Origin of the sequence: Streptomyces sp. adm13(2018), assembly GCF_008042145.1 — a bacterium.
Classification (GTDB): domain Bacteria; phylum Actinomycetota; class Actinomycetes; order Streptomycetales; family Streptomycetaceae; genus Streptomyces.
In genome coordinates, this window is the sequence record NZ_RDBH01000141.1 from 394,938 (window position 1) to 399,567 (window position 4,630).

Consider the following 4,630-nt stretch of genomic DNA (forward strand, 5'->3'; position numbering starts at 1 on the left):
GGCCGACCTCGTCTTCGTCGGCGCCGACGAGGCCGAACAGGCCTGGGGGCTCGGCGACCCCGCCGCGATCCGCGCCGCCCTCCCCGAACCCGCCGTCCTCGTCGTCAAGCACGGCGCCGACGGCGCCACCGTCCACGAACGCACCGGCACCGACGTCCACGCCGGCCCCGGCACCGACGTCCACACCGGCACCGACACCGTCGTGCACGTGCCCGCCCCCCGCGTCGACGTCGTCGCCGCCGTGGGCGCCGGAGACGCCTTCGCCGCCGGCTTCCTCTCCGCCACCCTCCGCGGACTCGACACCACCGCCCGCCTCCGGCACGGACACCTGCTGGCCGCCGCCGCCCTCACCGTGCCCGGCGACCTGGCCGCCCCGCCCCGCCGCGCCCACGCCGACCGCCTCGCCGCCCTCGCCCCGACCGCCTGGGGCACACTTCAGCTCGGCCCCGGCTGGACGGGGGACGACCAGGAGGGACGTACACCATGAGCCAGACCGTCGACCGGGCGCTCAGCATCCTGCCCCTGCTCGCGCAGGGTCCCGCCGACCTCGGACAGGTCGCCGACCGGCTCGGCGTCCACAAGTCCACCGCCCTCCGGCTGCTGCGCACCCTGCACGAGCACGGCCTCGTCTACCGCCAGCAGGACCAGCGGTACCGGCTCGGCGCCCGCCTCTTCGCCCTCGCGCAGGAGGCCGTCGAGAACCTCGACATCCGGGAGATCGCCCACCCCCACCTCGCCGCCCTCAACGAGCGGATCGGGCACACCGTCCACCTCGCCGTCCACGAGGAGGGCGAGGTCCTCTACATCGACAAGGTCGAGAGCCGCTACCCCGTCCGCATGTACTCGCGCATCGGCAAGCCCGTCGCGATCACCGTCGCGGCCGTCGCCAAACTGCTCCTCGCCGACCTGCCCGAAGCCGAGCGCCGCGCCCTCGCCGGCAAGCTCGAATACCCCCCGTACACGCCCCGTTCGACGCCGAACGCCGCCGCCTTCCTCAAGGAGCTGGCCACCGTGCGCGAACAGGGTTGGGCCACCGACCTCGGCGGCCACGAGGAGTCCATCAACTGCGTCGGCGCGCCCATCCGCGGCGCCGACGGCCGCGTCGTCGCCGCCATGTCCGTCTCGGCGCCCAACGTGGTGGTCACGGCCGAGGAACTCCTCTCCCTCCTCCCGCAGGTGCGCCGCACCGCGGACGCCATCAGCCGGGAGTACTCCGGCACCTCACCGAACAAGCCCAAGGACAGCGCATGACCGAGAAGACCGCCCTCACCCCCGCCACCCACACCGCGCCGCCCGCGAAGTTCTCGCACGGCGTCAAGAAGGGCAACATCCTCCAGGTCGCCGGCCAGGTCGGCTTCCTGCCGGCCGTCGAGGGCCAGGCCCCCACCGTCGCCGGCCCCACCCTGCGCGAGCAGACCCTCCAGACCTTCGCCAACGTCAAGGCGATCCTGGAGGAGGGCGGCGCGAGCTGGGACGACGTGATGATGATGCGCGTCTACCTCACGGACGTGGACCACTTCGCCGAGATGAACGAGATCTACAACCAGTACTTCGAGGAGCAGGGCCTCAAGGCCCCCGCCTCCGCCCGGACGACGGTCTACGTCGGCCTGCCCGCCGGCCTCCTCATCGAGATCGACGCCCTCGCCGTCCTCGGCTGAGCCGAGCGCCCGGCACCCCGGGGGTGGCCATGAACCCCGCCACGCCCCCGCACACCGGTGGACTGCTCCTGCTGATACCCGGCACCGCCGGGCTGCTGACCGTCGCCGCCCTCGGCATCGCCGTCCTGCTCCTGCTGATCATCAAGGTCCGGCTCCAGCCCTTCGTGGCCCTGCTCGCCGTCTCACTCGGCGTCGGCCTCGCCGCCGGCCTCTCCGTCACCGAACTCTTCGGCACCGTCCAGAAGTCCGCCGCCACCTCCGTCATCGAGAGCGGCATGGGCGGCATCCTCGGCCACGTCGCCATCATCATCGGCCTCGGCACCATGCTCGGCGCGATCCTGGAGGTCTCGGGCGGCGCGGAGGTGCTGAGCAGCCGGCTCCTCGGCCTCTTCGGCGAGAAGCGCGCCCCTCTCGCCATGGGCCTCACCGGCCTCATCTTCGGCATCCCGGTCTTCTTCGACGTCGGCATCTTCGTCCTCGCGCCGATCGTCTACGCCGCCGCCAAGCGCTCCGGCAAGTCGATCCTGCTCTACGCCATGCCGCTGCTCGCCGGCCTCTCCATGACCCACGCCTTCCTGCCGCCGCACCCCGGCCCGGTCGCCGCGGCCGGCCTGCTGCACGTCTCGCTCGGCTGGGTCCTCCTGATGGGCATCCTGGTCGGCGTCCCCGCCGTGCTCGCGGCGTGGGCGTACGCCGGCTGGATCGGGCGCCGGATCTTCGTCGCGGTCCCGCAGGACATGGCCGAGGCGGCCGAGGAGGCCCGGGCCAAGGTCGACGCCGAGCGGTCCGGCGGCACCGAGGCACCGGTGGCGCTCTCCACCGTGCTCCTCATCATCGGCACGCCGCTGGCCCTCATCCTTGCCGCGACCTTCTCCTCGATCGCCCTGGACGAGTCCACCCTCCGCTCCGTCATCGAGTTCTTCGGCAGCCCCTTCGTCGCGCTGACGATCGCGCTCCTCCTCGCCTACTGGCTGCTCGGCATCCGGCGCGGCTGGTCCCGCACCTCCCTGGAGCAGGTGTCCACCTCCTCCCTCAAGCCGGTCGGCAACATCCTGCTCGTGGTCGGCGCGGGCGGGGTCTTCGGCGCGGTCCTCAAGGTGAGCGGCGTCGCCCAAGCGCTCTCCGACACCTTCCACGACGTCGGCCTGCCGGTCCTCGTGCTCGCCTACCTCATCTCCCTGGTGCTGCGCGTCGCCCAGGGCTCGGCGACGGTCGCCATCGTCACCACGGCCGGCATCGTGCTGCCCCTGGTGGAGGGCGGCGACCACTCGCAGGCCTTCCTGGCCCTCGTCATCATGGCGATCTCGGCCGGTTCCATCTTCGCCTCGCACGTCAACGACGGCGGCTTCTGGATCGTCTCCACGTACTTCGGCATCACCGAGCGGGACACCCTCAAGTCCTGGACGGTGCTGGAGTCGGTGCTCTCGCTGGCCGGCTTCGCGGCGGCCGCGGTGCTCAGCCTGTTCGTCTGAGCGGCCGGAGCGGGACGCGGGGGAGCCCCGACGGCGTTCCGTCGGGGCTCCCCTGGTGCGTACGGGCGGTCAGGCCGCGCAGTACTGGGCCTGCTTGCCGATCGAGCGGTACATGCAGTCCGCGTTCTCCAGGAGCTGGAGGACGGCGTCGCGGTTGCGGCTGGTCTCGCGCTCGATGACCTCGTCGGGCGGGTAGAAGCCGCCGCCGCCGGACGAGGACGGGTACATCTCGAAGGTGTACGCGAAGATCCGCTGCGCGCCCCACAGGTAGTCGTCGATCGAGCCGTCCGTGATGTACAGGTCGCTGGACTGCTCGGGCGTGTAGCCGTTGCTGGCCGCCATCTTGCCGCCGACCGCCGCGAAGGCGTTCCGGTCGTCGAGGGTCATGCCCGGGGCGGTGTTGGCCGTGGTCCAGCCGAAGGGCCAGAGCACCAGCTCGCTGTACGTGTGGAAGTCGATGGCCGCGGTGATCTGCTGCTTGCCGCCGACGACCCGGGAGCGGACGAAGTCGGCGACGACCTTGACCTCGGGGGCGGACTCGGGGGCCGCGCCGCGGTACGTCTCGGAGCTCTTGGAGCTGGAGGAGCCCCCGCAGCAGCCCCACTTGTAGTTCCAGTTCCGGTTCATGTCGGTGCCGATGTACGAGGAGCCGGAGTTGGGCTGGCGGTTCTTGCGCCAGCTGCGGTAGGAGCCGCTCGCGATGTCGTACTCGCCGCCGTCCGGGTTGAGGTCCGGGATGATCCAGATCTCGCGGCCGTTCACGGCGTTGGTGATCCGGGAGTCGCTGCCGTACCCCGCGCCGAACTCGCGGAGGAGGTAGAGCGCCATCTCGACGGTGAGGTGCTCGCGGGCGTGCTGGTGGTGGGTGAAGAGGACCTCGGGCTCGGCCTCGTCGGTGCCGACGTTGTCGCTGATCTTGATGGCGACGATGTCCCGGCCCTGGTACGACTTCCCGATCACCTGCTTGCGCATGATCGAGGGGTTGGCCGCGAGCCGCTGGTCGATCTCCGCGTTCATCTCCGCGAAGTTGTGGTACTTCGCGTCGGCCGACGGGAAGTCGAGCGGAGCGGCCGCCGTGGTGCCCCCGGCGGACCGGTCCGGCGGGCCGGGGAGCGCGATCGGCCGGTAGCCGAGCGCCTTGAGGCGCGCGAGCTGCTCGGTGTTGGCGCTGACCACGACCGACCGGGCGTCGACCTCGTCGATCGAGACGCCGGTGGCGGTGAGCGCGCTGCGGGCGGCGGGGGTGGAGGGCCCGGCGACCTCGTACTGCCGGATCACCTCGTCGGCGCCGACGGCGAGGCGGGCGGCGGCCGACGAGGGGTCGGCCCCGGCGGATGTCGTGAGGGCGGAGAAGGGCGCCGCGAGGGCGAGCGCCACGAGGGCCGCGAGGGTGGGCCCGGGGACGTAGGCGGTGGCGAGCCAGGGCGCCTCGGCGTCGGGGTCGGCGTCGACGACCTGGGCGGTGTGGAAGCCGCCGACCCGGCGGGCGGCGGCGACCTC

General features: G+C 72.3%; 5 protein-coding genes. 4 read left to right on the forward strand and 1 reads right to left on the reverse strand.

Annotated features, from left to right (window positions below; translation table 11 throughout):
* From EAO70_RS29880 to EAO70_RS29895, 4 genes are all read left to right on the forward strand, one after another.
* A partial coding sequence (locus tag EAO70_RS29880) for a PfkB family carbohydrate kinase (protein WP_261993115.1) occupies positions 1–487 on the forward strand: 487 nt, incomplete at its 5' end.
* Positions 484–1,251 carry an IclR family transcriptional regulator gene (locus EAO70_RS29885; protein WP_148006586.1) on the forward strand — a complete coding sequence of 256 codons (768 nt, stop codon included), beginning with the start codon at positions 484–486 and terminating at the stop codon, positions 1,249–1,251. The genes EAO70_RS29880 and EAO70_RS29885, both read left to right, overlap by 4 nt.
* Entirely contained in the window at positions 1,248–1,658 is a 411-nt protein-coding gene (locus EAO70_RS29890; protein WP_148005965.1) for a RidA family protein, read from the forward strand. Before EAO70_RS29885 ends, EAO70_RS29890 begins: the two co-directional genes overlap by 4 nt.
* 29 nt (positions 1,659–1,687) lie before the next feature.
* Positions 1,688–3,130, forward strand: a complete 1,443-nt coding sequence (locus EAO70_RS29895) for a GntP family permease (protein WP_148005966.1) — start codon at positions 1,688–1,690, stop codon at positions 3,128–3,130.
* 69 nt (positions 3,131–3,199) lie between these two features.
* Here EAO70_RS29895 and EAO70_RS29900 read toward each other — a convergent pair whose 3' ends face one another.
* Positions 3,200–4,507 (reverse strand): M14 family metallopeptidase, encoded by a 1,308-nt coding sequence (locus EAO70_RS29900; protein ID WP_148005967.1) that lies wholly within the window; start codon positions 4,505–4,507, stop codon positions 3,200–3,202.
* Positions 4,508–4,630 lie beyond the last annotated feature (123 nt).